Genomic DNA, 19483 nt, shown 5'->3' with positions numbered 1-19483 from the left:
ACAGCAGCAGCTCTTGTTGAGACATCCGACCGGTGTCTGTCGAACCCCTCCACATCCGGTTTTTAAACCTGTTGGGCGCTATCCGCGGCCTGTCGCCGTTCGATGTGATGACGGCAGAAGATGACCAGCTGCTAAGAAGCTTACTGATCCGATGGCATAGCACCACAGACATCTCTGTCGGCGAAATCATGAACAGCATGACTGAAGTGTCGGCGGCAACAGCCTATCGTCGGATTATCAGCCTGCGCGACAAAGGGCTGGTTAAGCTGCGAGTGGATCAAACTGACAAGCGTGTGAAGTTCGTCGACCCCACCGACTTGGCTTTGGACTACCGTAATCGCATCAACATCGCGCTTGAAGGGCTGGTAGAGGAAAGCCGCCTTGCATGAAGTTTGATGCCAAGACGCTGATCAAGCCGGTTACCAACGTTCTTGGAATAGCGATCGCTTGGTATGCACTTGCCCAATTCAACGCCTGGCTCTTTTCTGGCCTAGAGCACACATCGCGTGCACACTGGATCTTCCTACCCGCTGCCTTTCGTCCGCTGATAATTTTGATGTTTGGCTGGGTTGGCGCCGTAGGTCTGGTTCTGGGTGCGTACCTTACCGTGTATGGCACGGCGGATGGTGATGCGTTTCATGAAATGATTTTCTCGGTCATCTTGGGCATTACGCCTTGGATTGCTGTTTCTTTGGGTAAGTGGGCGCTGAACATCCCGCGCACTCTTGCTGGGCTTGGGGCGTGGCATATCGTTATGCTGTGCACGCTCTGCGCCAGCGCCAACGCGGTTGCCTTGAACGGTTATCTATGGGCGTCGGGACGCTTTGAAGGTGGCTTGATCCAGATTGTCACGGTGTTTGTCGGGGACTTGGTTGGGGCAGCACTTGTGCTTTTCCTAGTTGCGAATGTGCTGGCTTTCGTCATGCCTCGCAGATCGAGCATGTAAGCTACTCAAATTTTGGCGTGATAATCCAATTTCGACCGGCGTTTCCGGTCGACAGCCAGCCAAGTCTCACATGACGATCTGGGTGCGGCTGCGAGCACGGTGTTCGCAACACTGTGCTTGCGGCGGCTGGATCACGGTGCTGTCGCGGTGGATCATCGTGAGTGGCTCAAGCTTCAGAGCAGATGCCCATCTATCTCACCAAGCTCACCTAGTGCAGAACTGCGGGCAGTATCGCGCTTGCGCTTATAGGCGAGTACAGTCTGCAGCCTGACCTGCTGGTGACCACCAATGTCTTCAAATTGAAGGTCGCCGCGCTCGGCCAATACAGTCAGGAAGGGAACATGCACGTTCAGGATTTCGGCTGCGTCCTCGAAGGATAAGGTCATCAAGCTGCTAACTCCAACCGCCCTACGGCAATCTCGTCCTGATGCGCCCGCGCTTGTGCAAGCTCATATGCCGTCTGCATTCGCAGCAACGTGTCAGCATTGACGCCAAACGCCTTCTCGAAGCGAATGGCCATATCGGCAGACAGGCTTGCGTGGCCGTTCAGCAAGGTACTGAGTGCCTGACGGGAAACGCCGAAATGACGGGCAAGCGCAGCCACATTCATGCCGCTAGGCTCGACAATCTCGGTCTTCAGCCAATCTCCTGCATGAACTGCAAGGGAGGGGTGCATCTTAAGCGCCATGATAATCCTCCAAGTCCATATCAATCAGTGTCCCCGCGCTATCGATCCTGAATGTCAGGCGCCAGTTTCGGGTTACGGTCATCGCCCATGTTCCCGCCCTATCGCCCTTCAACTCGTGCAGACCAAAATTGGGCGGCACCGATAGTTCATCCAGCGACGCAGCGGCGTCGATGAAGGCCAGCATGTTGCGCAGGCGCTTCACATCTCCCACGAGGCCTTTGGCATTGCCGGTTTCAAAGAAGCGGCGCAGGCCTTTGTGGCTGATGCTTTCGACATCCATATGTCATGCCATACTTGACAGTATGAGAGGTGTCAAGTGATGCTTGACGCATCATTCCGGTCGACTTCATCCCCGAGCCGACATTAGCGCAATGGCATGGCCCGAGCGCGAGCAGACAAGGCGGACCTCGATAACCGCACTTTCCTTGACGGCGCCATCTACCTCTACCGCCGCAAGAACTCCAAGCAGGGTAAGTGGGACATCAGGCTCAAGGTGCTGGGGCACAAGGGCTACATTATCCGCAGCAGCGGAACAGCCAACGAGCACGAAGCCTACAATCGCGCCCATGAGCTTTATCTGGATTGCTTGGCCAAGCAGCGAGCAGGGCGTCAGCTGGACAGCAAGCGCATTGCATCAGGCTTGGACGATTTCCTTGCAGCGCATGAGCAGCTCAAGAAGCCCGCCGACTTCCAAACGGTGTTGGGCATGGCGCGAATGCTCAAAAGCATGGTTGGCAAGGATAGGTTCGATGAGCTCGACACGGCCTACATCGTGCGGATGCTGGACTACGTAGCGGCCAACGGACGCAAGGGCACCGCATCGCAAAACACCTGCCGTATCGAGGCCATTATCAGCGAGAGCAGTGTTCTTCAGGCACCAGCTCATCGCACTGCCAGAAGCTTTGCCGTTGTTCAGGACCGGCACAGGATCACGAGACAGCTCGTAGAGCGAACGTTCGGTGCGATCACGAAGCTTGGCCGCCAGCGTATTCCGGGAGGGCTTGAGCATGTACAAGTAGTCCTGCGTCTGCACGAGTTTCTCCGCGATATTCGGGCCGGGCTTGGCGTGCACAACAACCGAGGCCGAGGTCATGCAGCCCGAAATCAGCAGCTTCGACCCCGCACCATCGGGCACCATAGAGAGCAGGCTGTATTCCTGAGCAAGCTTGGCACCCGCAATCTTGCTCACCCGGTGTTTGGTCTCCTTGCCCGTGTCGATCAGCTCACCAAGGCTCAGCGCCCGCGACACAAACTCGGCGGCATCGTCAACCGGCAGCAGGGCCTTATTGTTGAGCTTGCGCAGCATGCCGTCGATTTCGCTGTTCTCGAGCGGCAGTTCGTCAATGATCGAGACAGTGCCGTTGTCATAGCGCCCGTACATGACCACCACATTGTCGCTGGTCGCATAGCTGGGAGCCATCGAGAAGCTGGTCTTGGCATCGGCGGCAGCGATGGCCTTCTTGATCTTGTCCTTGAGCGCCTTCTCAATGATGTCACGGTCCCCGGCTGAATAGCCCGCTTCGTCCGGTTCGCCGTGGCGCTGGATAAACAGCACCTTTTCGAAGCCGCCCGCGTCCTTGAGTGCGTCTACCAACGGCTTGATGCTGGTCAGCAGGTGGTCCTTGAACTTTGCATCCAGCCACTCGAGCACTGCGCAGTACCGGCTTGTGTTCGAAGCATGGTATTCGTGATCGAACTCAAGCACGAGGCGGCAGATGGTGGTGAAGCTGGACGCACCCTTGCGCGGCGTGTCGATCTTGTTGCGCTTTTCCAGCGCCCATTCTTCTTCTGTCAGGTTGGCATCTTCCACGATCTGCTTCGACACAACGGCCTTGGGGTTCTTGGCCAGCTCTGCCTTGAAGGCCGCCGCAGCTTCCTTGCGACCCGGAATAGCCTTGTTGTGCTCGTCGATCTTGTCATTACGAGCCTTGATCTGCTTTTCCAGCCAGTCCTTACCATCTTCCGACAGCGTGTTGAGATAAACAAGATACACGTGGGCGACGGCTTCCATTGCGGAATCCTTCGAGGCGATATAGGCCTTACGTGCCGCTGCCTTGTGCTTTTCCGCAATCACAGATGGCGACTGGGAAATGGTGTTTTCGGTTTCGGTGTAGTTCGTCATTTTGAGGTACTCACATTAAGAGTGAGCGTGTCCGTGGGATCACGCATCAGCCCGAGTTGGGCTGATGGGGAGACCATCTATTTTGACGAACGAGGGGGTGCGACGAGACTATCCTCCACGAAGGATAATCTCGCTGTGAGGCCAACACATCTGCATCGGACTGCTTGGGAAAGGCGCGGAAATGACCGAATACGGCGATATAAAGTTCTATTTCCAGTACGCCAATCCGGTTGAGACGGAAGATGAGCTCGCCGGGCAAAAGCGGCCCACCATGCGCGGCACTGAGCATACATGGCAAAATAGTCCGTACTTCTGGTGGTGGGCCTTTCTCCGAGAGAATGCGGATTACATTGCGACCTGTGACGGCAACGGCCAAGGGCCGTGCGGCACCCTCTATGCCGATTTTGGCGATGTTCGGCCTGACAACTTTATGGCTTGGTGGTGGGATCGCGGTCGCCAGCTATTCTGTGAGCCGCATGGTGCAGCGAGTCGCATCGTACCGCCCGGTGATCGCAGCTATGCTGATCCGGCATTTCGCATTGTGGTTGAGCTAGAAAGGTTCGGCGATACAGATCGCGCAGTTGCCGAAGTGCGCAGATTTCTCCAGCAGCAGCATCCCGAGGGTGAATTTGGGCGTGGAGGCCGAAACGTAAGTCGCGCACTCTATCAGCTATTCACCAAGCCCAATCTGCATTCTCTCCGCGAGCACTATCAGGCTCACCTGCTACTCAAGGCGCGGCCCGACATAAGTGATGACGAGTTCGTCAAACAAGCCAAGATCAAAGTTGGCAGTGCCAGTGTGGCAAGTGCCGCGAAGGCCTATCGGGCAAGCATCGCTTCGATGATCAAATACGCAGGCGAAGGCGTTTTTCCGATTATGACAGCTGCGCAAGCCAAGCGAATTCCTGCCTATCGCCAAAACCGAAAGCTTGCTGCACAAGAGCGCCGCCGGGAAATTGCAGCAGGCGTACACTGCATACCTTTTGGGCGACCGGAAGAGCCTGAGCCCGTGTTGTCAAATTCCATGCCGAACCATGGCTTTCGGGGTTTCATCCAACGTACCCGGTGCGATAAAACAATTCCGTCAGAGAGTTAGGCCGTTTTGGTTGTCCATATCAGCCCCTGACCATACAATGGGAATGGTCAGGTCCAAATCCATAACACCTTAAGGAACTCAAGATGAGCAAACTCGCTGAGCTGTTGGCCAAGAAGGCCGAACTGGAAAAGCAGATTGAAGCTGCCAAGCAGGCTGAGCAGGCTGATGCCATCAAGCAGATCGTAGAGTTGGCCAAGAGCTATGGCATTTCCTACGCAGACCTGAAGCCGCACCTGACCCGTCGTAGGAAACGGCGTGTTGTTGCGGACGCAAGCTGAGCCGAAGCTCGCCGCGATTACAGCGTTCAAACGCCATCTTGAGTACCTCACGTAGCGGGCAAGCTTGCACACTGCGCTCACGTCCGTTATTACAAACGTATGAACGCGACTATCAAGCTCACCAAAGTCGGCAACTCCACTGGCGCTGTGTTCCCCAAGGAACTGCTGGCACTCTTGCGTGTGGGGCCGGGTGATACGCTCTATGTCAGCGAAACCCCTGATGGTGGTGTTCGCTTGACGGCCTGCGATCCGGCGTTCGAGGCCAAGATGGCAGCTGCCGAGAAGATCATGCGTGAAGATCGCGACATTCTCCGCGTTCTTGCGCAGTGACCAGCAGCGACAAGGCTGAGCCTACTTGGATCGAGGTCGAAGTAGCCTTGGCCATTCATGACCGGCAGTTGGCTGAACATGGAGGCTTGTCGGGACTGCGCGATGCAGGCGGATTGGCATCGGCGCTTGAGCGTCCCCGAAACAAATGGAGCTATGGCGAGATAGACGCTGCTGAACTGGCAGCTGCCTACGCCTACGGCCTTGCTCGCAACCACCCCTTCGCTGACGGCAACAAGCGAACAGCATGGGTGCTGGCCCGACTTTTCCTCGTCCTAAATGGCCAGACGCTGCGATTTGCCCCTGAGGATGCGGTGCACACGGTTATGGCCTTGGCTGGCGGAACGCTAAGTGAAGAAGCGTTGGCGGACTGGTTCAGAGCTCATTTGACCACGGCCTGACGCAGCAATGGCGTCTAGCTTGCGCTGCAACAGCTCGTACAGCGTTCAAACGCCACATTTAGTAGTCAGTTAAAGGCCAAAGCCCGCCGCAGTGAATTCGAAATGCGCACTGGACGGAAACGCGGACAGGGCCAGCAATCGGCCATCCTGATACCGAAAATGCCAAGTCTGCTTTATATGCGGTGCTCGCTCAGCGAATGCGCTGGGTTCCAAGATCACGACATTGCAGCCACGTTGAGGATCGCGCACTGACGTCGTGCGGATCAGGGCAGTCTGCACCTCTCGTGCAGCACTGGCCAATTTCTGACATGCTAAATAATCCACCGGATCGGTCCAGCTTGCTTCCTGCGCGGCAAAGGGCTGCACTGTCAGATCAAGCGCCCGGTCACAGGCCACCTTCACATAGAAGCTGGAGTGCTCAACGGTTGCATTGGGCGGCGCGAAGCCGGGTGATCGGCTATAAAAGCGAAGGCGCCAGTAAGCCGCTTCGGCAATGGCGGTCGCCTCGGTTTCCGCAGAATAGAAAATGCCGGGGCGTTCATGTGCTTGCCGAAAACGACTGGCCTGCTTGTGGCCATAGCGGAATGGTGCTGCGAGTAGAAAGTCGAGATGTTGAGCACTTTCCGGCAGTGCAGGCTTCACCTCATCTGCCAACTGTTCGAGCACAGCTTGCGTGTCAGTATCGGTGGCTAGACGATTGGTCGATATGCGGTGCTGCGCTTCGACAACCCGCCATACCACGCCGGCATAGTGTCGATGCTCAGACGCGAGCGCGGTAGAAGTCCACATATTCACAAACACTAATGAGGCCACGCATTGTGTCGATCTCGTCGATTGGCTTACCACCTAGGTCGAGATTGGGTGTCGTCAGCCACCGCTTGGCCGCTGCATCGTCGCTGCCCAGCATGGCATCGAGACTACGGAACAGGCGCAAAAGGAACTGCCCTGCCTCGAAAGACTTGCTTGCCGGATCAAGGGCCGCAGTGCCTCGCTTTAGCCGGGTCACAGTAGGAGCAGAGACACCCAGAATGGTTCCCAGCTTGGCATTGCTCAGCCCCCAGAACTCAGCAATGCGAGCTATGGCAGCGGTAAGCGTTGAGCCTCGATCCGGTGTGGCGTTTGCTAGAGCAGACATTTCGCGCTCCTTTCATATGATCGATATATGGAAAATCGCATCAAATGAACAAGGAAAATGTGAGTGCGTTCGTTCGGCGTCAAATCTGCGCTGCAACAGCCCACACAGCGTTCAAGCGCCATGTTGAGCTACTCACGTAGCGGGCAGCATGGTCAGGCTACGCTAAGACGCTGTTTTTCAGGCTGAACTGTACGGTAGGGCACGGTTGTCTACGGCATAAACAAATAGGCAGAGGTCTATGCAAATTTGTGTCGAAGTTTCCGAGTGTTGGGCGCCTTGCACTGGCGGGAAATAAGCAGATCATAAACAACCGGAAAAATCGGCTAAATTTTCTCAACCCTTTCAACAGCTTGCAATAGCGTTTTGCCCTCCGAAGGCAGAGGCCACAGGTTCGAATCCTGTCGGGTGCGCCAGTTTCCCTTTACAAGCCCAATTCGCGAAGCCGCGCGAAGTCCCGCACGCTGGCCAGTGCCAGAGCTGTGGTTGCGTCAGACTGGGTCGCGAGACGTGCCAAGGGTAGCCGCTTGGCTGACTTTGGGCTTCGGGCGCTGGCCCTAAAAAAGCGCCCAGCCCTCGAATAGAGAGCCAGGCGTTAGTTGGGGTTACGAATATGCTGCATATCCGCCCCTCGGGTCACACCCATTCGGCTAGCGTCGCCAACGACTGCTGGCAAGATACTTTCATATTTGATAACATCTGTGTTAACCATCGGGGGCGATGGGAGGCAAGACGGTCGGCTCCGCTTAGTTGGGAGCCCGTATTGACAGGTGGGCCGATGACTGGAACTGAAACGCCGTGACTTCTAGCCCTCTCCATATCCGGTTGCTCAACCTGTTGAGCGCAATCCGCGAGTTGTCGCCGTTTGACGCGATGACTGCGGAAGAGGAGGAGCTGCTCAGGGACCTGCTGGTCCGCTGGCACAACGCCAGGGATATTCCCGTCAGTCTGATCATGAACAGCATGACCGAGGTTTCCGCCGCCACGGCTTACCGCAGGCTTATGAGCCTGCATGCCAAGGGGCTGATCGAGCTGCGCGTGGATCAGAGCGACAGGCGCGTGAAATTTGTCGATCCCACCGCACTGGCGCTGGACTATGGCGCGCGTATTCAAACTGTAATCAATGGATTGTTGGACGAAAGCCGCAGCAGGTGACCATCGATGCGCGCAGGTTGCTTCGCCAGACCCTGATCGTAGCAGCCGTTGCTCTGTCATGGTTCGGGCTTTTCAACCTCAATGCATGGCTGTTCTCAAACCTTGAGCACACAGCCAGAGCACATTGGATTTTCCTGCCGGCCGTGTTGCGCCCCGTGTCGGTCCTGCTGTTTGGCGGATGGGGAGCTTGCGGCCTTGTCCTGGGGGCCTACCTGACCGTTTACGGCACGGCGAACGGAAGTTACCTGCACGAGATCGTCCTTTCGTTGCTGTCCGGATTGCTGCCCTGGCTGGCGGTTTATCTGGGCAAATGGGCACTGGGTATCCCCGAAAGCCTGGCGGGTCTGCGCGCAATGCACATTGTCGCGATTTGCGCCCTGTGCGCGGGCGTCAATGCAATCGGCCTAAACGGCTATCTGCTGCTCGCCGGGCGGCTTCAGAACGATCCGATCCAGATCCTCACCATTTTTGTGGGCGATCTTATGGGGGCGGCAATCCCGCTCTTCATCATCTCCACCGCGCTCGCAATCGCGCTGCGCCAAAAAGCGAAAATCCGAGCCACGCAGGTTTTCCCCACCCGTTCCGGCCCGGATTTACGGTAAACAACCGCCAGCGGGGATCGGGACCAAGACGCGCACTAGCGGCGAACCAGAGAGACCTCGCCCCTGGCGACACAACTGCCGGACAAGGCGCGCTGCCCGATCATGCCCCTACGGCCGCGACATCGCCCGACGGGAAGGGCGAACGCAGGACTGCTCACAACCGCAGACTTCAAGGTTTCAGGGGATACCCAGACACAGGGTAATGGTGCCGCTTACGTGACTCGAACACGTGACCCCATCATTACGAATGATGTGCTCTACCAACTGAGCTAAAGCGGCGCTCCGGCGGTGGCGTTTAGCCGGGGGATTGGTCCGAGGCAACGCTGTCGACCGAATTTTTTGGAGGCCCGAGCCGGAATCGAACCGGCGTAAACGGATTTGCAGTCCGGTGCGTAACCACTCCGCCATCGGGCCTCACCCACGGTTGCCCGCAGGAACGGCGCCACTAGCCGAGGACGGCGGGCGGTGCAACTCGATTCATGCAGGAGGGGCATCGATCCGGGAAAAGGCCAGGGTGCGGCGGATCGGGTCGGCGGCATCGAGGCGAACCTGGAGCGGCATGCCGGGGACCACGCCGGTTGCCGGCGTCCGGGCGACGACCGGCAGGTCGCAAAGCTGGATGCGCGCGCCGGTTTCGCCGAGGTCAGTGACCACTGCGGAGAAATGCTCCCCCTCGCGGCCCGCCAGCATGGCGGTTTCGGCGAGATCGATCACGGCCCGTTCGACTTGTCCCGCACGGGCATCGGCCTTGCCCATGACCGACGGCAAACGGGCAAAGGCCGCGTTGACCGCATCGGGCACGGGTTGCCCGTTTGCCACGGCCAGCGCAGCCCGGATCACATAGCGATCAGCCAGCCGCCGGAGCGGCGCGGTGGCGTGCGCGTAAGTGGCCGCCATCGCGGCATGCCAGGGAACGACGCCGGGTTGCCACGGCTCGTAGCTGGCCCCCTGTCCCGCCCGCCGGATCGCCAGCATGAACGCAGCATCGCGCGGAGAGGCGGGGTCCAGCGTCCGTTCGAACTGTTCCAGCGGCATGGCATCGTCCCACGTCAGGGCAAAGGCGCGAGCGGTCTGCCGCAAGCGCGCGACTGCGAAGGCATCGGGCGCGGCCATGACCCGGAACAGGCCAGTAGCGTGGCTGTGGAGCAGGTCCGCCACCGCCATGTTGGTGGCCAGCGAAAGGGCCGCATTGCGGGTTTCCGATGGCAGCATCGGGCGAAACCGCAGAGCATAGCGCCCCTGCGCCGTGCGCTCCACTTCCTGTTCCGGTGGATCGACGCGGGCCGCCCCGCGTCGTTGTTCGGCCGCCGCGATGCGCGCGGTGACGTCCGCGAAGCCATCTGGCAGATCCTTATCCCGCACCGAATCGTAAGCCAGCTTGGCGCGGCTTTGAACGATCGCGCGCGTGATGGCATCGATCCGCACCGCACCATCGGGTGCAATACGCGTGGTGAACACCACCGCGGGGCGCGGCCCATCGGGCAGCAGGCTGGCCACCCCTTCGGCCAGGACGGGCGGATAGAGACCGGCCTTGCCATCGGGCAAATACGTGGTGACACCCCGCCGCCATGCCTCCTGGTCGACCGGGTCGTCATCGCCAACGAACCACGCCACGTCGGCAATGGCATAGTGCAGCAGGAAGTCCGCGCCGGACCGCTCGATCGCGAAGGCCTGATCCAGATCGGTCGCGCTGGCGGGGTCGAGCGTGACGAAATTGCGCCCCGTCCAGTCGGCATGATCGGTCGGCACGCGCCGCGCGGCCCGTTCGGCTGCGGCGAGCACATCGGGCGGAAAACTGTCCGGCACGCGGAACTGGGCCCGGATGGCCGCAAGTCCTTCACCCAGCAGGCGATCCGGATCACGAATGGCTCTCATCCGGCCAGCGCTAAACCGCCGCTGACGACTTGCCAAGCGATGCCGCAATGGGCGAGATAGCGGCGCAGCGGCATTGACGCCGCCCCCAACCCTTTTGTATGCATCGCTTACAAAATCCCACACCCGATGTGGAGAGGAGCATTTCGGACATGAAGACCCGCGCCGCCGTCGCCTTTGCGCCCAAGACCCCGCTGGAAATCGTCGAGCTGGACCTGGAAGGTCCCAAGGCCGGCGAAGTGCTGGTGGAAATCATGGCGACCGGCATCTGCCACACCGATGCCTACACGCTGGACGGGTTCGATTCGGAAGGCATCTTCCCCAGCGTGCTGGGCCATGAAGGCGCCGGGATCGTGCGCGAAGTGGGCGCGGGCGTGACCAGCGTGAAGCCGGGCGACCACGTGATCCCGCTTTACACCCCGGAATGCCGCCAGTGTAAGTCGTGCCTGTCGGGCAAGACCAACCTGTGCACCGCAATCCGCGCCACGCAGGGCAAGGGCCTGATGCCGGACGGGACCAGCCGGTTTTCCTACAAGGGGCAGACCATCTTTCACTACATGGGCTGCTCGACGTTCTCGAACTTCACGGTGCTGCCGGAAATCGCGGTGGCGAAGATCCGCGAGGACGCGCCGTTCCAGACCAGCTGCTACATCGGCTGCGGCGTGACCACCGGCGTCGGCGCGGTGATCAACACCGCCAAGGTGCAGGTGGGCGACAACGTGGTGGTGTTCGGCCTGGGCGGGATCGGCCTCAACGTCATTCAGGGCGCGCGGCTGGCCGGGGCGAACAAGATCATCGGCGTCGACATCAACCCCGACCGCGAGGAGTGGGGCCGCAAGTTCGGCATGACCGACTTCCTCAACACCAGGGGGATGAGCCGCGAGGACATCGTCGCCAAGATCGTGCTGATGACCGATGGCGGCGCGGATTACACTTTTGACGCGACCGGCAACACCGAAGTCATGCGCACCGCGCTGGAAGCCTGCCACCGCGGCTGGGGCACCAGCATCATCATCGGCGTGGCCGAAGCGGGCAAGGAAATCAGCACCCGCCCGTTCCAGCTGGTGACGGGCCGTAACTGGCGCGGGACGGCGTTCGGCGGGGCCAAGGGCCGCACCGACGTGCCCAAGATCGTCGACATGTACATGACCGGCAAGATCGAGATCGATCCGATGATCACCCATGTGATGGGGCTGGAAGAAATCAACACGGCGTTCGACCTGATGCACGCGGGCAAGTCGATCCGCAGCGTCGTGGTGTTCTGATTACCTGAACGGATTCAACGGGAGAAAAGCAATGTTTACGCACATCATGGTTGGCACCAACGATCCGGCCAAGGCCAAGCAGTTCTATGACGCGGCGCTGGGCGCGCTGGGCGTGGCGCCGGGTGCGAATTTCAATGGCCGCGTGTTCTATAGCGGTGCCGGCGGCAATTTCGGCGTCGGCACCCCGGCGAACGGCGATGCGGCGACTTATGCCAACGGCGGCACGATCGGCTTCGTTGCGGCGGACAAGGACCAGGTCGATGCCTGGCACGCTGCCGGCCTTGCCAATGGTGGCACCTGCGAAGGTGAACCGGGACCGCGTCCGGGCGCTCCGGGCAATGCCTATGGCGCGTATCTGCGCGATCCGGACGGCAACAAGATCTGCGCGTTCTGCCAGCTTCCGGGCTGAGGACGCATAACTGACATGGAGCAGGTCAGCACCAATCGCAGCCACGGCGGCACCCAGGGGGTCTATACCCACCAGAGCGCTACCACCGGCACGCCGATGACCTTTTCGGTCTTCGTGCCGGACCACGAACCTGGGCAGCGGCTGCCGGTGCTTTGGTATCTGTCGGGGCTGACCTGCACCCATGCCAACGTCACCGAAAAGGGCGAATACCGCGCCGCCTGCGCCAGGGCGGGCGTGATCTTCATCGCCCCCGATACCTCGCCGCGCGGGGATGACGTGCCGGATGACGCGGCATATGATTTCGGCAAGGGCGCAGGCTTTTACGTCGACGCGACGCAGGAGCCGTGGTCAGCGCAGTTCCGGATGCGCAGCTATATCGAGCAGGAACTGCCCGCGCTGGTGGCGCAGCATTTCCCGGTCGACATGGACCGTCAGGGGATCACCGGGCATTCGATGGGCGGCCACGGCGCGCTGACCATCGGCCTTCGGAACCCCGACCGCTTCCGTTCGGTCAGCGCGTTTTCGCCGATTGTCAGCCCGCTGAACTGTCCGTGGGGCAACAAGGCGCTGACCGGCTATCTCGGCCCGGACAAGGCCGCCTGGCGCGAATACGATGCCTGCGCGCTGATCGAGGATGGCGCGCGCCTGCCCGCCCTGCTGGTCGACCAGGGCGAGGCGGACAATTTCCTGCACGAGCAGCTGAAAACCGGCTTGCTGGTGATGGCCTGCCGCAAGGCGGGCATCCCGGCGACAATCCGGATGCACCCGGGTTACGACCATTCGTACTACTTCATCTCCAGCTTCATGGCCGATCACGTGGCCTGGCATGCCGAGCGGCTGAAGGCATGACCGACCCCGCGCGCCTGGCCGAAATCATCGCGGACCACGCGCACCGCGAAGGGCCGCTGCTGCCGATCCTGCACGCTTGCCAACGCGCCTTCGGCTGCGTCGATGCGGCGGCCGAAGCGCAGATTGCCAAGGCGCTCAACCTGTCCCGCGCCGAAGTGCACGGGGTGGTCAGCTTCTATCACGATTTCACCCCTGCCCCCGATCCGCGCCCGGCGGTTGAACTGTGCCGGGCAGAGGCCTGCCAGGCGCGCGGAGTCGAGGCACTGGTCGCGGCAGCGCAAGGCGCGGCCGGTGGCCGGGTGAACCTGAAGACCGTCTATTGCCTGGGCCTGTGCAGCGTCGGCCCCGCCGCGCGGGTGGGGGATGCGCTCCACGCCCGGCTGGACGAGGCGGCGCTGGTCGCGCTGGTGAACGCGCAATGACGCCCTCCCCCACCACAGTGCGCATTTCCGACGACGCGCTGGCGCTGGCCTGCGGGGCGGACGGCGTCGCGGCAGCGTTCGCAGCGGCGGGCTGCACGGTGGAACGCGTGTCCAGCTGGGGGATGCACTGGCTGGAACCGCTGGTGGAGATCGATGGACTGGGGTTTGGCCCCGCCACTCCGGCGGATGTAACCGCGATCCTTGACGGCACCTCATCCAAGGCGGTTGGCCGCATCGCCGATCACCCCTTCATCGCCGGGCAACAGCGGCTGACCTTCGCCCGCGCCGGGCGCACCCGCCCGACCAGTCTGGGCGACTATATCGCGACCGGCGGCTGGGCCGGACTGACGCGCGCCCGCGCGATGACGGCAGCCGAAGTGCTGACCGAAGTCACGGCATCGGGCCTGCGCGGTCGCGGCGGAGCGGGCTTCCCGGCGGGGATCAAGTGGCAAACCGTTGCGAATGCTCCCGGCACCCGCAAATACGTGGTCTGCAACGCCGACGAAGGCGATAGCGGCACCTTTGCCGACCGGATGCTGATGGAAGGCGATCCGTTCCAGCTGATCGAGGGCATGGTAATTGCCGCCCACGCGGTCGGTGCCGGGCAAGGTTACATCTACGTCCGCAGCGAATACCCCCACGCGATTGCCAAGCTGAACGCCGCGATCGCGCTGGCGGCCGAGCACATCGCCCCCTTCAAGATCGAAGTGCGGGTCGGCGCGGGCGCTTATGTCTGCGGCGAGGAAACCTCGCTGCTCAATTCCATCGAGGGCAAGCGCGGCGAAGTGCGCGCCAAGCCGCCGCTGCCCGCGCTGGAAGGGCTGTTCGGCTGCCCCACGGTGGTCAACAACGTGCTGACGCTGGCGGCGATCCCCCACATCCTGTCCGAAGGCGGTGCGGCGCTTTACGCCAGCCTGGGGGTCGACCGCTCTAAAGGCACAATGCCGATCCAGCTGGCGGGCAATATCAAGCACGGCGGGCTTTATGAAACCGCGTTCGGGATCACGCTGGACGATCTGGTGAACCGCATCGGCGGCGGCACGGCATCCGGCCGTCCGGTGAAGGCGGTGCAGGTCGGCGGTCCGCTGGGGGCCTATATCCCCCCGGCCCAGTTCCACCTGCCGTTCGATTACGAAGCCTATACCGTGGCCGACGCGCTGATCGGGCATGGCGGCGTGACCGTGTTTGACGACAGCGCCGACATGGGCGCCATGGCCCGCTTTGCCTTTACCTTCTGCGCGGCGGAAAGCTGCGGCAAATGCACGCCCTGCCGGATCGGTTCCACGCGGGGCGTCGAACTGATCGACCGCATCCGCAGCGGCGGCAAGGGCGCCCCCGATGCGGTGGAAAGCCTGCCCCAGATGCACAACGCCCGCAAGGCGGGTCGCAGTCGCGCGGACGATCTGCAACTGCTGGAAGACCTGGCCGAAACGATGAAGTTCGGCTCGCTCTGCGCGCTGGGCGGGTTCACCCCCTATCCGGTAATGAGCGCGCTGAAGCACTGGCCGGAGGATTTCGGGGAATGATCCTCGGCGCGGTCCTTGCGGGCGGGCAATCCAGCCGCTTCGGCAGTGACAAGGCGCTTGCCCTGCTGGACGGGCAAACCCTGCTGACCCGCGCGGTCGATACGCTGGCGCAGTGGTGCGACGCGGTAGTGGTCGTGGGCCGCCGCGAAGCCCCTGCCCCTACCATCCCGGACTGGCCGCGCGCCCAGATGGGGCCGCTCGGCGGGGTCGCCGCCGCGCTGCGGCACGGCGCGGCCACCGGCCACAGCGAAGTGCTGACGTGCGGGGTGGATTCGGTTGGCCTGCCCGACGATCTGCCCGCGCGGCTTGCCCCTGCCCCGGCCTATCTGGCGGATCAGCCAGTCGTCGGCCTGTGGCCCGCCAGCGCGGCAAGCGATGTGGCGGCCATTCTGGCCGGCACTGGCAAGCACAGCTTGCGCGCGCTGGCCGAACGGCTCGGCGCACGTGCCGTGACGCTGCCCGTCCATCCGGCTAATATCAACACGCCCGCCGATCTGGCCAATCTGGAGAATCGCGATGGGGTATGAACCGCAGGCCGATTTCGGCACGCCGGAAGTCCGCTCGGACACCACTGTCACGCTGACCATCGACGGACGGCAGGTCACCGTTCCCGCCGGGACCAGCGTGATGCGCGCGGCGGCGGAATGTGGCGGCTCGATCCCCAAGCTCTGCGCGACCGACAATGTCGCCGCGTTCGGTTCGTGCCGGATGTGCCTGGTCGAAATCGACGGACGGCGCGGCACGCCGGCCAGCTGCACCACCCCCGCCGAAGCGAACATGGTGGTCCATACCCAGACCCCGCGGCTGGAAAAGCTGCGGCGCGGGGTGATGGAACTCTACATTTCCGACCACCCGCTCGATTGCCTGACGTGCAGTGCCTCGGGCGATTGCGAGCTTCAGGACACCGCCGCGCAAGTGGGCCTGCGCGATGTGCGCTATGGCTATGACGGCGCCAACCACCTCGGTCTCGCGCCCGATACGTCGAACCCCTATTTCGATTTCGATCCCAGCAAGTGCATCGCCTGTTCGCGCTGCGTGCGCGCCTGCGACGAAGTGCAGGGCACGCTGGCGCTGACCATCTCAGCGCGCGGCTTTGCCTCCAAGGTCAGCGCGGGACAGACTGGCGACAATTTCCTGTCGAGCGAATGCGTGTCCTGCGGCGCGTGTGTGCAGGCCTGCCCGACCGCGACCTTGCAGGAGAAGGCCGTGAAGGAGATCGGCAAGCCCGAACGCGCCGTCATCACCACTTGCGCCTATTGCGGCGTCGGCTGCACCTTCCGCGCGGAAATGCGGGGCGAGCAGCTGGTGCGGATGGTGCCGTGGAAGGACGGCAAGGCCAATCGCGGCCATTCCTGCGTCAAGGGCCGGTTCGCGTGGGGCTATGCCAACCACCAGGACCGGATCACCAAGCCGATGATCCGCGACAGCATCGACGAACCCTGGCGCGAAGTCAGCTGGGACCAGGCCCTGTCCTTCACCGCCGCGCGGCTCAATGCGATCAAGGCGCAATATGGCGCGCGGGCGCTGGGCGGGATCACCTCCAGCCGCTGCACCAACGAAGAGACGTTTCTCGTCCAGAAGCTGGTCCGCTCCGGCTTCGGCTCCAACAACGTCGATACCTGCGCGCGGGTGTGCCATTCGCCCACCGGCTACGGCCTGTCCAAGACCTTTGGCACCAGCGCGGGGACGCAGGATTTCGACAGCGTGATGGACGCCGACGTCATTCTGGTAATCGGCGCGAACCCCACCGATGGTCACCCGGTCTTCGCCAGCCGCATGAAGCGGCGGCTCCGCCAGGGCGCGAAGCTGATCGTGATCGACCCGCGCCGGATCGATCTTGTCCGCAGCCCCCATATCGAGGCCGCGCATCACCTGCCGCTGCAACCCGGCACCAATGTCGCCGTGCTGACCGCGATGGCCCACGTGATCGTGACCGAGGGGCTGGCGGCGGAAGACTTCATCCGCGAGCGCTGCGACTGGGACGAGTATCAGGACTGGGCGCGGTTCGTATCCGACCAACGCCATTCACCCGAAGTGCTGGAAGCCGTAACGCGCGTTCCCGCGCATGCCTTGCGCGAAGCCGCGCGGCTCTATGCCACCGGGGGTAACGGCGCCATTTACTATGGCCTCGGCGTGACCGAGCACAGCCAGGGCTCCTCCACCGTCATGGCCATCGCCAACCTCGCCATGGTCACCGGCAACGTCGGGCGGCGCGGCGTGGGGGTGAACCCGCTGCGCGGGCAGAACAACGTGCAGGGCGCGTGCGACATGGGCAGCTTCCCGCACGAGCTGTCCGGCTATCGCCACATTTCGGACGCGGCGACGCGCAGCCTGTTCGAGGCGGAATGGGGCACGCCGCTGGACGCCGAACCGGGCCTGCGCATCCCCAACATGCTCGATGCGGCGGTCGATGGCACGTTCCGCGCGATCTACATCCAGGGGGAGGATATCCTGCAATCCGATCCCAACACCCACCACGTCGCCGCCGGGCTGAAGGCGATGGACTGCGTAATCGTCCACGACCTGTTCCTCAACGAAACCGCCAACTATGCCCACGTGTTCCTGCCGGGCAGCACGTTCCTCGAAAAGGACGGCACCTTCACCAACGCCGAACGCCGCATCCAGCTGGTCCGCAAGGTGATGGAACCGGCGAACGGTTTCGGCGACTGGGAAGTGACGCAGGAACTGGCCCGCGCGCTGGGGCTGGATTGGAACTATGCCCACCCCAGCCAAATCATGGACGAGATCGCCCGCCTGACCCCCACTTTCGCGGGTGTATCGTTCGCGCGGCTGGAGGCGGAAGGATCTCTGCAATGGCCGGTCAACGAAGCCCATCCCGATGGCAGCCCGATCATGCACGTCGATGGGTTCGTGCGCGGCAAGGGCAAGTTCATGGTGACGGACTATGTCCCGACCGACGAGAAGACCGGCCCGCGCTTCCCGTTGCTGCTGACCACGGGGCGTATCCTTAGCCAATACAACGTCGGCGCGCAGACCCGGCGGACGGCCAACACCGTTTGGCACGCCGAAGACCTGCTGGAAATGCATCCCACCGACGCCGAAAACCGGGGTCTGAACGATGGGGACTGGGCGCGCCTGACGAGCCGCACCGGCGAAACCACCCTGCGCGTCACCGTGACCGACCGGGTCGCGCCGGGGGTGGTCTATACCACCTTCCACCATCCCGCGACGCAGGCCAACGTCGTCACCACCGAGTTTTCGGACTGGGCCACCAACTGCCCCGAATACAAGGTGACCGCCGTGCAGGTCATGCCCAGCAACGGCCCTAGCGAATGGCAGGAAAGCTATGCCAGCTGGTCCGAAAAGAGCCGCCGGATCGCCACCGAGGCCGCCGAGTGATGGATACCGCGCCGCTCATCCACATGGCCAACCAGATCGCCCGCAACCTCGCCGCACAGGGTGAGGCAGCGGCGATCGAGCAGACCGCCCAGCACCTGATCGCGTTCTGGGACCCGCGCATGAAGGCAGGTATCCTCGCCGCCGATCCCACCCCACTCAGCCCGATTGCGCGGGCGGCGGTGGAGCGGCTGCGGGGCTAGCGGTTAATCGCGGCGGCTGATCAGCAAACCCGCGATCATCGCTGCGCAGAACGCACCGGCCTGAACGGGCTGAATGAACAGGTCGATCAGCGCCGGTCCGGGGCACAGCCCCGAAACGCCCCAGCCGAGGCCAAACAACGCCGAACCGCCAATCAGCTTTGCGTCGATCGTCTGTTCCGCCGGTTCACCCAGCGCATCGCCGCTGAGCGCCGCGCCCCGTCGCCGGGCGATCAGGAACAGGGGTGCGGCGACCAGCAGCCCCGCGCCCATCACGAAGGCGAGGCTGGGATCCCATGCGCCGGTAATGTCCAGAAAGCCGATCACCTTGTCCGGGCTGGTCATGCCCGAAATCGCCAGGCCGATGCCAAACAGCAGGCCCGCCAGCAGCGCCGCCGCACCCCTCACAGCCAGCCTCCCGCGCGGCGCACCAACACGGTTAGCACGGCCACGGCCATGAACGTCAGCACCGCCACCAGCGACCGCTTAGAGAAGCGCGCCAGCCCGCAGATGCCGTGGCCGCTGGTGCAGCCATTGCCCAGCCCCGTGCCGACCCCCACCAGCAGGCCCGCCACCACCAGCACCGGCAGCGACGCGCGCTCCAGCCCGGCGGCGAGTTCCGGTCCGCCGCGCCATGCGGCCAGCAGGCCGGCCAGCGCCACGCCCAGCAGGAACGCCGGGCGCCAGCTCCGGTCCGGCCCGCGCAGGCCGATCCGCAGGATGCCGCTGATCCCGGCAATCTGACCATTGCCAAGCCGCAGCACCCCGGCGGACAGGCCGATCAGCGCGCCGCCGACAATCGGGGCGATCAGGCTGGCGGGATCGAACGCCATGCT

Annotated in this window: 25 protein-coding genes and 2 tRNA genes; 16 read left to right on the top strand and 11 right to left on the bottom strand. The window is 62.5% G+C overall.

All coding sequences use genetic code 11. The annotated features are described in order from the left end of the window. Nucleotides 1-32: 32 nt before the first annotated feature. Nucleotides 33-389, top strand: coding sequence for a winged helix DNA-binding protein (locus IE113_RS02925; RefSeq protein WP_189538884.1), 357 nt, complete (start codon nt 33-35; stop codon nt 387-389). Continuing rightward, complete coding sequence (locus tag IE113_RS02920; protein WP_189538883.1) at nt 386-946, top strand: hypothetical protein; 561 nt, start codon at nt 386-388, stop codon at nt 944-946. The genes IE113_RS02925 and IE113_RS02920 overlap by 4 nt, the downstream gene beginning before the upstream one ends. Before the next feature lie 173 nt (nt 947-1119). Here the strand turns inward: IE113_RS02920 and IE113_RS02915 are convergent, their stop codons facing one another. The 4 genes from IE113_RS02915 to IE113_RS02900 form a co-directional block, all read right to left on the bottom strand. After that, nucleotides 1120-1332 (bottom strand): helix-turn-helix domain-containing protein, encoded by a 213-nt coding sequence (locus IE113_RS02915; protein WP_189538882.1) that lies wholly within the window; start codon nt 1330-1332, stop codon nt 1120-1122. Beyond that, the gene (locus IE113_RS02910) at nt 1332-1634 is read right to left on the bottom strand and encodes a HigA family addiction module antitoxin (RefSeq protein WP_189538881.1); all 303 of its coding nucleotides are present in this window, start codon (nt 1632-1634) and stop codon (nt 1332-1334) included. Before IE113_RS02910 ends, IE113_RS02915 begins: the two co-directional genes overlap by 1 nt. Continuing rightward, a complete protein-coding gene (locus tag IE113_RS02905; RefSeq protein WP_189538880.1) occupies nt 1624-1914 on the bottom strand; it encodes a type II toxin-antitoxin system RelE/ParE family toxin in 291 nt (96 codons plus the stop codon). Before IE113_RS02905 ends, IE113_RS02910 begins: the two co-directional genes overlap by 11 nt. Before the next feature lie 354 nt (nt 1915-2268). Next, entirely contained in the window at nt 2269-3756 is a 1488-nt protein-coding gene (locus IE113_RS02900; protein WP_189538879.1) for a hypothetical protein, read from the bottom strand. A gap of 181 nt (nt 3757-3937) precedes the next feature. On the opposite strand from IE113_RS02900, the gene IE113_RS02895 reads away from it, so the two are divergent. The 4 genes from IE113_RS02895 to IE113_RS02880 all read left to right on the top strand — a co-directional run bounded on the left by IE113_RS02895 (nt 3938) and on the right by IE113_RS02880 (nt 5858). Further along, nucleotides 3938-4852: a hypothetical protein gene (locus tag IE113_RS02895; RefSeq protein WP_189538878.1), complete on the top strand. Its 915-nt coding sequence runs from the start codon at nt 3938-3940 to the stop codon at nt 4850-4852. An 83-nt stretch (nt 4853-4935) separates the two neighbouring features. Beyond that, nucleotides 4936-5130, top strand: a complete 195-nt coding sequence (locus IE113_RS02890) for an H-NS family nucleoid-associated regulatory protein (protein WP_189538877.1) — start codon at nt 4936-4938, stop codon at nt 5128-5130. 99 nt (nt 5131-5229) lie between these two features. After that, nucleotides 5230-5460 (top strand): AbrB/MazE/SpoVT family DNA-binding domain-containing protein, encoded by a 231-nt coding sequence (locus tag IE113_RS02885; protein WP_185684771.1) that lies wholly within the window; start codon nt 5230-5232, stop codon nt 5458-5460. Further along, nucleotides 5457-5858, top strand: coding sequence for a type II toxin-antitoxin system death-on-curing family toxin (locus tag IE113_RS02880; RefSeq protein ID WP_189538876.1), 402 nt, complete (start codon nt 5457-5459; stop codon nt 5856-5858). The genes IE113_RS02885 and IE113_RS02880 overlap by 4 nt, the downstream gene beginning before the upstream one ends. A gap of 69 nt (nt 5859-5927) precedes the next feature. On the opposite strand, the gene IE113_RS02875 is transcribed toward IE113_RS02880, so the two are convergent. Then, a complete protein-coding gene (locus tag IE113_RS02875; RefSeq protein ID WP_189538875.1) occupies nt 5928-6647 on the bottom strand; it encodes an RES family NAD+ phosphorylase in 720 nt (239 codons plus the stop codon). Then, nucleotides 6619-6993: an antitoxin Xre/MbcA/ParS toxin-binding domain-containing protein gene (locus IE113_RS02870; RefSeq protein WP_189538874.1), complete on the bottom strand. Its 375-nt coding sequence runs from the start codon at nt 6991-6993 to the stop codon at nt 6619-6621. Before IE113_RS02870 ends, IE113_RS02875 begins: the two co-directional genes overlap by 29 nt. Before the next feature lie 795 nt (nt 6994-7788). Here IE113_RS02870 and IE113_RS02865 point away from each other — a divergent pair. Together IE113_RS02865 and IE113_RS02860 are read left to right on the top strand one after the other, a co-directional pair. Continuing rightward, nucleotides 7789-8145: a hypothetical protein gene (locus IE113_RS02865; protein ID WP_189538873.1), complete on the top strand. Its 357-nt coding sequence runs from the start codon at nt 7789-7791 to the stop codon at nt 8143-8145. Then, the gene (locus IE113_RS02860; protein ID WP_189538872.1) at nt 8142-8747 is read left to right on the top strand and encodes a hypothetical protein; all 606 of its coding nucleotides are present in this window, start codon (nt 8142-8144) and stop codon (nt 8745-8747) included. The genes IE113_RS02865 and IE113_RS02860 overlap by 4 nt, the downstream gene beginning before the upstream one ends. Nucleotides 8748-8950: 203 nt before the next feature. Here the strand turns inward: IE113_RS02860 and IE113_RS02855 are convergent. From IE113_RS02855 to IE113_RS02845, 3 genes are all read right to left on the bottom strand, one after another. Beyond that, nucleotides 8951-9026 (bottom strand) — tRNA-Thr (locus IE113_RS02855). Nucleotides 9027-9087: 61 nt separating this feature from the next. Next, nucleotides 9088-9161: transfer RNA gene (locus IE113_RS02850), tRNA-Cys, on the bottom strand. 63 nt (nt 9162-9224) lie between these two features. Beyond that, nucleotides 9225-10622: an RNB domain-containing ribonuclease gene (locus IE113_RS02845; protein ID WP_189538871.1), complete on the bottom strand. Its 1398-nt coding sequence runs from the start codon at nt 10620-10622 to the stop codon at nt 9225-9227. Nucleotides 10623-10771: 149 nt separating this feature from the next. On the opposite strand from IE113_RS02845, the gene IE113_RS02840 reads away from it, so the two are divergent. From IE113_RS02840 to IE113_RS02805, 8 genes are read left to right on the top strand one after another with little or no spacing between them, the layout of a single operon-like run. After that, on the top strand, nt 10772-11884 hold the full coding sequence (locus tag IE113_RS02840) for an S-(hydroxymethyl)glutathione dehydrogenase/class III alcohol dehydrogenase (protein WP_189538870.1): 1113 nt from the start codon (nt 10772-10774) through the stop codon (nt 11882-11884). A gap of 31 nt (nt 11885-11915) precedes the next feature. Next, complete coding sequence (locus tag IE113_RS02835) at nt 11916-12293, top strand: VOC family protein (RefSeq protein ID WP_189538869.1); 378 nt, start codon at nt 11916-11918, stop codon at nt 12291-12293. A 15-nt stretch (nt 12294-12308) separates the two neighbouring features. Next, nucleotides 12309-13142: an S-formylglutathione hydrolase gene (gene fghA, locus IE113_RS02830; RefSeq protein WP_189538868.1), complete on the top strand. Its 834-nt coding sequence runs from the start codon at nt 12309-12311 to the stop codon at nt 13140-13142. Beyond that, nucleotides 13139-13564 (top strand): NAD(P)H-dependent oxidoreductase subunit E, encoded by a 426-nt coding sequence (locus IE113_RS02825; protein WP_189538867.1) that lies wholly within the window; start codon nt 13139-13141, stop codon nt 13562-13564. The genes fghA and IE113_RS02825 overlap by 4 nt, the downstream gene beginning before the upstream one ends. Beyond that, a complete protein-coding gene (locus IE113_RS02820; protein WP_189538866.1) occupies nt 13561-15090 on the top strand; it encodes an NADH-ubiquinone oxidoreductase-F iron-sulfur binding region domain-containing protein in 1530 nt (509 codons plus the stop codon). Before IE113_RS02825 ends, IE113_RS02820 begins: the two co-directional genes overlap by 4 nt. Then, entirely contained in the window at nt 15087-15617 is a 531-nt protein-coding gene (gene mobA, locus IE113_RS02815) for a molybdenum cofactor guanylyltransferase (protein ID WP_189538865.1), read from the top strand. Before IE113_RS02820 ends, mobA begins: the two co-directional genes overlap by 4 nt. Continuing rightward, on the top strand, nt 15607-18450 hold the full coding sequence (gene fdhF, locus IE113_RS02810) for a formate dehydrogenase subunit alpha (protein WP_189538864.1): 2844 nt from the start codon (nt 15607-15609) through the stop codon (nt 18448-18450). Before mobA ends, fdhF begins: the two co-directional genes overlap by 11 nt. Next, entirely contained in the window at nt 18450-18650 is a 201-nt protein-coding gene (locus IE113_RS02805; RefSeq protein WP_229822100.1) for a formate dehydrogenase subunit delta, read from the top strand. Before fdhF ends, IE113_RS02805 begins: the two co-directional genes overlap by 1 nt. Before the next feature lie 3 nt (nt 18651-18653). Here the strand turns inward: IE113_RS02805 and IE113_RS02800 are convergent, their stop codons facing one another. Together IE113_RS02800 and IE113_RS02795 are read right to left on the bottom strand one after the other, a co-directional pair. Beyond that, nucleotides 18654-19055, bottom strand: coding sequence for a DUF6691 family protein (locus IE113_RS02800; protein ID WP_189538863.1), 402 nt, complete (start codon nt 19053-19055; stop codon nt 18654-18656). Continuing rightward, on the bottom strand, nt 19052-19480 hold the full coding sequence (locus IE113_RS02795; RefSeq protein ID WP_189538862.1) for a YeeE/YedE family protein: 429 nt from the start codon (nt 19478-19480) through the stop codon (nt 19052-19054). Before IE113_RS02795 ends, IE113_RS02800 begins: the two co-directional genes overlap by 4 nt. Nucleotides 19481-19483 lie beyond the last annotated feature (3 nt).

It is taken from the genome of Novosphingobium arvoryzae (assembly GCF_014652615.1).
In the GTDB taxonomy this organism is placed as follows: domain Bacteria; phylum Pseudomonadota; class Alphaproteobacteria; order Sphingomonadales; family Sphingomonadaceae; genus Novosphingobium; species Novosphingobium arvoryzae.
Note: the sequence above shows the minus strand (reverse complement) of the source record. Positions and strands in the feature narration are given on the sequence as shown.

Coding starts and splice junctions, on each gene's coding strand:
- IE113_RS02920 (WP_189538883.1), top strand. CDS start 386: ATGAAGTTTGATGCCAAGACGCTGATCAAGCCGGTTACCAACGTTCTT.
- IE113_RS02915 (WP_189538882.1), bottom strand. CDS start 1,332: ATGACCTTATCCTTCGAGGACGCAGCCGAAATCCTGAACGTGCATGTT.
- IE113_RS02910 (WP_189538881.1), bottom strand. CDS start 1,634: ATGGCGCTTAAGATGCACCCCTCCCTTGCAGTTCATGCAGGAGATTGG.
- IE113_RS02905 (WP_189538880.1), bottom strand. CDS start 1,914: ATGGATGTCGAAAGCATCAGCCACAAAGGCCTGCGCCGCTTCTTTGAA.
- IE113_RS02900 (WP_189538879.1), bottom strand. CDS start 3,756: ATGACGAACTACACCGAAACCGAAAACACCATTTCCCAGTCGCCATCT.
- IE113_RS02895 (WP_189538878.1), top strand. CDS start 3,938: ATGACCGAATACGGCGATATAAAGTTCTATTTCCAGTACGCCAATCCG.
- IE113_RS02890 (WP_189538877.1), top strand. CDS start 4,936: ATGAGCAAACTCGCTGAGCTGTTGGCCAAGAAGGCCGAACTGGAAAAG.
- IE113_RS02885 (WP_185684771.1), top strand. CDS start 5,230: ATGAACGCGACTATCAAGCTCACCAAAGTCGGCAACTCCACTGGCGCT.
- IE113_RS02875 (WP_189538875.1), bottom strand. CDS start 6,647: ATGTGGACTTCTACCGCGCTCGCGTCTGAGCATCGACACTATGCCGGC.
- IE113_RS02870 (WP_189538874.1), bottom strand. CDS start 6,993: ATGTCTGCTCTAGCAAACGCCACACCGGATCGAGGCTCAACGCTTACC.
- IE113_RS02845 (WP_189538871.1), bottom strand. CDS start 10,622: ATGAGAGCCATTCGTGATCCGGATCGCCTGCTGGGTGAAGGACTTGCG.
- IE113_RS02840 (WP_189538870.1), top strand. CDS start 10,772: ATGAAGACCCGCGCCGCCGTCGCCTTTGCGCCCAAGACCCCGCTGGAA.
- IE113_RS02835 (WP_189538869.1), top strand. CDS start 11,916: ATGTTTACGCACATCATGGTTGGCACCAACGATCCGGCCAAGGCCAAG.
- fghA (WP_189538868.1), top strand. CDS start 12,309: ATGGAGCAGGTCAGCACCAATCGCAGCCACGGCGGCACCCAGGGGGTC.
- IE113_RS02825 (WP_189538867.1), top strand. CDS start 13,139: ATGACCGACCCCGCGCGCCTGGCCGAAATCATCGCGGACCACGCGCAC.
- IE113_RS02820 (WP_189538866.1), top strand. CDS start 13,561: ATGACGCCCTCCCCCACCACAGTGCGCATTTCCGACGACGCGCTGGCG.
- mobA (WP_189538865.1), top strand. CDS start 15,087: ATGATCCTCGGCGCGGTCCTTGCGGGCGGGCAATCCAGCCGCTTCGGC.
- fdhF (WP_189538864.1), top strand. CDS start 15,607: ATGGGGTATGAACCGCAGGCCGATTTCGGCACGCCGGAAGTCCGCTCG.
- IE113_RS02805 (WP_229822100.1), top strand. CDS start 18,450: ATGGATACCGCGCCGCTCATCCACATGGCCAACCAGATCGCCCGCAAC.
- IE113_RS02795 (WP_189538862.1), bottom strand. CDS start 19,480: ATGGCGTTCGATCCCGCCAGCCTGATCGCCCCGATTGTCGGCGGCGCG.